The organism is Arthrobacter sp. JCM 19049 (assembly GCF_001310435.1).
In genome coordinates this window covers 1-3,331 of the sequence record NZ_BAXF01000236.1, presented here as the reverse complement: position 1 = coordinate 3,331, position 3,331 = coordinate 1, and the positions used below count along the sequence as shown (strand labels likewise).

The window sequence follows — 3,331 nt, the reverse complement described above, 5'->3', positions numbered from 1 at the left end:
CGCGGGCTGCGCTCGAGCAGGGTGATGTGCAGGTCCCGTTCCAGGGCCTGGATCTGTTGGGACAGCGAGGGCGCGGCGATGCGCAGCCTGCGGGCGGCCCGCCCGAAGTGCCGTTCCTCGGCTACGGCAACGAAGTACTGGAGTTGTCGGAGCTCCATACCAGCCATCTTAGTCCCTGGCTAACGTGCAGGAGGAAACGTGTCCTGGACGTCACCGGCGCCCACTGGGAGAGTGGCGTACATCACTTTGATCCCTCAATAGTTGCGGAGGTCGACCGAGCCGCTCGGTTCGCACCATCCTCGCTGCACTAGCCGATCCCAGGAGGCTCACCATGAAAGCTGTCGTGTACAACGGACCGCACGACGTCAGCGTCAAGGACGTCCCAGACGCGAAGATCGAACGGCCGACCGACGTCCTGGTGCGGATCACCGCCACCAACATCTGCGGTTCGGACCTGCACATGTATGAGGGGCGCACCGATTTCGAGACCGGTCGCACGTTCGGGCACGAGAACATGGGCGAGGTCATCGAGGTTGGTGACGGCGTCGACAAGGTCAAGGTCGGTGAGCGGGTGGTGCTGCCGTTCAACATCTCTTGCGGGTTCTGCAAGAACTGTGAGCGGGGTCTGACGAACTACTGCCTCACCACCCAGCCCGACCCCGGCAGCGGCCGGCGCGGCCTATGGCTTCGCGGCGATGGGCCGTGGGCGGGCGGCAGGCGGAAATGCTGCGGGTGCCGTACGGCGACCACAATTGCCTTCGCCTGGGCGAGGACGCCAGGAGAAGGAGAACGATTACGTCATGCTCTCCGACATCTTTCCCACCGGCTACCACGCCACCGAGATGGCCGGGGTCGTCCCCGGGGACTCCGTGGTGATCTACGGTGCCGGCCCGGTAGCTGATGGCGGCCCTGTCGGCCACGATCAAGGGCGCGGCCAAGGTGATGGTGGTCGACCGCCACCCGGATCGGCTGCGGCTGGCTGAGCAGATCGGCGCGATCGCGGTCGATGACTCCAAGACCGATCCCGTGCAGTTCGTGCTCGACCAGACGATGGGCCTCGGCGCGGACCGTGGGTGTGAGTGCGTGGGCTACCAGGCCCACGACCCGCAAGGGACCGAGGATCCGGTGATGACCCTGAACCGTCTGGTGCAGTCGGTGCGGTTCACCGGCGGCATCGGCGTGGTCGGTGTCTTCCTGCCCCAGGACCCCGGCGGCCCGGACGAGATGGCCAAGCAGGGGAAGGTCGCCTTCGACTACGGCCTGCACTGGTTGAAGGGCCAGACCATCGGTTCCGGCCAGGCCCCGGTGAAGAAGTACAACCGCCGGTTGCGGGACCTCATCGCCGCCGGCAAGGCCACGCCTTCCTGGATCGTCTCCCACGACCTGTCACTGGACCAGGCCCCCGACGCTACCAGAACTTCGATGAGCGCAACGACGGCTGGACCAAGGTCGTGCTGCACCCGGACGGCTCCCGCCAGTAGAAGGCCGGAGCTGCGGCCCGCTGACCCCCTTCCTCCCCTACAACTGGCCGGTAGGAACAGTCGGCGGCCTGCCCGCACGGGCAGGCCGCCACCTCTCACAGAACGGAGCAGAACATGGCAGACGAGTTGAATGGCAAGCGGGTCGCGATCCTGCGTCGGACGGCGTGGAGCGGGTGGAGCTGGAACAGCCGAGACAGGCTCTGCAGGATGCCGGGGCCACGACCGAGCTGCTGTCACTGCACGAGGGTGAGATTCAGGCCCGCGACAACGACCTGGATGTGGCCGGGACGTTTCCGGTCGATGTCCTGGTCGAATCGGCCTCGGTCGATGACTACGACGCCTTGTTGCTCCCCGGCGGCACGGTCAACCCGGACCAGCTGCGGGTGGGCTCCGACGCGGTCGGCTTCGTGCGCGATTTCATGGCCACCGGCAAGCCGGTCGCCTCGATCTGCCACGGACCGTGGACGCTGATCGAGGCCGGCGTCGCGGCGGGCCGGACGCTGACCTCCTACCCGAGCATCCGCACCGACCTGCGCAACGCCGGTGCGAACGTCGTGGATGAAGAGGTGGTACGCGACGGGAACCTGATCACCAGTCGCTCACCCGACGATCTCCCGGCCTTCAACTCCGCGATCATGGAACTGTTCAGCCAGGACGGTGAGACAACATGATCGAGGTTGCGCTGTCGGTGATCGTGCAGGCCAAGCCCGGTAAGGAGAAGGACGTCGCGGACTTTCTGCGCGGCGCGCGCTCCGTCGTCGAGCAGGAGCAGGGTACGCGGGCCTGGTTCGCTCTCCAGCTCGACGAGTCGACCTTCGGGATCTTCGACGTGTTCCCCGACGACGACGCCCGCCAGACCCACCTGTCGGGGGACGCCGGCCAGGCACTCACCGCGCAGGCAGCAGAGCTTTTCAGCGCAGAACCGAGCATCCAGAACATCGACGTGCTCGCGTACAAACTGCCCGGCGAGAACGACTAGATGAGCGTTAACCGCAGTTCCGCTACCGGTCAGACCGCAACTCTCAAGGCGAAGGCTTAACGCGCAATCCTGCTCCATTACTACTCAGACCCCGACTCGGGGCCTTGTCGGCCTGTTCAGGCCATGCTCTCGAACGTGAGCATGGATACCGAATCGCATTTCGCGTTGCTGCTCATCGGCCAACCCACCCTGCGTCGCCGGCTGAAGCTGGCGGTCATGGCCGCGCTGGACCAGCGGATCGGGACCCGGTACACCATCGGCGGAATGGGTCTGGAGGACACCACCAGCTACGTCAAGGGCCACCTCGGCTACGCCGGCCGGTCGGATCCGCTTTTCTCCGAAGACGCCATTGCCGTGATCCACCAGGCCTCCCGCGGCTATCCCCGAACCGTGAACAACCTCGCCCTCGCCGCGCTTATGCCAACCCGCTCAACCCAGAACGCGATCGTGGATCAATCCGCGACGCAATCGGCGGTCAGCGAATTCAGCGAATAGGAACGGCACCGCTGACGATCAAGCCGCCACCATGACCACCAACGCCCCGCCAGGAACTTTCCTGGCGGGGCGTTTCCATAAGAACCCCATCGTCAAAACCAGTGACGGCCTCATCGTCAGATAATGCAACGGTCAACAACCCGGCATCGGCGCTCCACTGGTCGGGCATGACACCCAAGGTGGCCTAGGTGTGCTCGACCATCGGGACCAGCTGCCGGATGTCGGTGGCGGTGTTGCCCAGGCCGGTGGCGATGATGACCTGGTGGCCGGCATCGACCACGGCTTGGCCGTTGTAGCAGTAGTGGAAGTACCCGTCGACGGTCTTCATGATCCGCGCGTCCGGGTCGGTGAAGTTCCGCTGGGCCGTGGGCTTCGG

The 3,331-nt window shown here is 65.5% G+C and carries 6 protein-coding genes and 2 pseudogenes; 5 read left to right on the top strand and 3 right to left on the bottom strand.

Features of this window, described 5'->3' with window-relative positions; all coding sequences use genetic code 11:
- A partial coding sequence (locus JCM19049_RS10140; RefSeq protein ID WP_279402925.1) for a LysR family transcriptional regulator occupies window positions 1–158 on the bottom strand: 158 nt, incomplete at its 3' end.
- A 185-nt stretch (window positions 159–343) separates the two neighbouring features.
- Between JCM19049_RS10140 and JCM19049_RS20060 the strand changes: the two genes are divergently transcribed.
- From JCM19049_RS20060 to JCM19049_RS10120, 5 genes and pseudogenes are all read left to right on the top strand, one after another.
- Window positions 344–901, top strand: a complete 558-nt coding sequence (locus JCM19049_RS20060; RefSeq protein ID WP_279402924.1) for an alcohol dehydrogenase catalytic domain-containing protein — start codon at window positions 344–346, stop codon at window positions 899–901.
- Window positions 901–1,611, top strand: coding sequence for a zinc-binding dehydrogenase (locus tag JCM19049_RS20055; RefSeq protein WP_279402923.1), 711 nt, complete (start codon window positions 901–903; stop codon window positions 1,609–1,611). Before JCM19049_RS20060 ends, JCM19049_RS20055 begins: the two co-directional genes overlap by 1 nt.
- Window positions 1,596–2,152, top strand: a pseudogene (locus tag JCM19049_RS10130) (type 1 glutamine amidotransferase domain-containing protein). Before JCM19049_RS20055 ends, JCM19049_RS10130 begins: the two are co-directional and overlap by 16 nt.
- Window positions 2,149–2,460, top strand: a complete 312-nt coding sequence (locus JCM19049_RS10125) for a hypothetical protein (RefSeq protein WP_054821524.1) — start codon at window positions 2,149–2,151, stop codon at window positions 2,458–2,460. The pseudogene JCM19049_RS10130 and the gene JCM19049_RS10125 overlap by 4 nt, the downstream one beginning before the upstream one ends.
- 123 nt (window positions 2,461–2,583) lie before the next feature.
- Entirely contained in the window at window positions 2,584–2,955 is a 372-nt protein-coding gene (locus JCM19049_RS10120; protein WP_054821523.1) for a hypothetical protein, read from the top strand.
- Here JCM19049_RS10120 and JCM19049_RS20050 read toward each other — a convergent pair.
- Window positions 2,945–3,124 carry a hypothetical protein gene (locus JCM19049_RS20050; protein WP_279402922.1) on the bottom strand — a complete coding sequence of 60 codons (180 nt, stop codon included), beginning with the start codon at window positions 3,122–3,124 and terminating at the stop codon, window positions 2,945–2,947. The genes JCM19049_RS10120 and JCM19049_RS20050 overlap by 11 nt on opposite strands.
- Before the next feature lie 18 nt (window positions 3,125–3,142).
- A pseudogene (locus tag JCM19049_RS10115) lies at window positions 3,143–3,331 on the bottom strand (IS5/IS1182 family transposase); the annotation flags it as partial.

Bases quoted from the DNA above. Each gene is read 5' to 3' on its own strand.
- JCM19049_RS10125 (WP_054821524.1), top strand. From the start codon at position 2,149: ATGATCGAGGTTGCGCTGTCGGTGATCGTGCAGGCCAAGCCCGGTAAG.
- JCM19049_RS20050 (WP_279402922.1), bottom strand. From the start codon at position 3,124: ATGCCCGACCAGTGGAGCGCCGATGCCGGGTTGTTGACCGTTGCATTA.
- JCM19049_RS20055 (WP_279402923.1), top strand. From the start codon at position 901: ATGGCGGCCCTGTCGGCCACGATCAAGGGCGCGGCCAAGGTGATGGTG.
- JCM19049_RS10120 (WP_054821523.1), top strand. From the start codon at position 2,584: ATGCTCTCGAACGTGAGCATGGATACCGAATCGCATTTCGCGTTGCTG.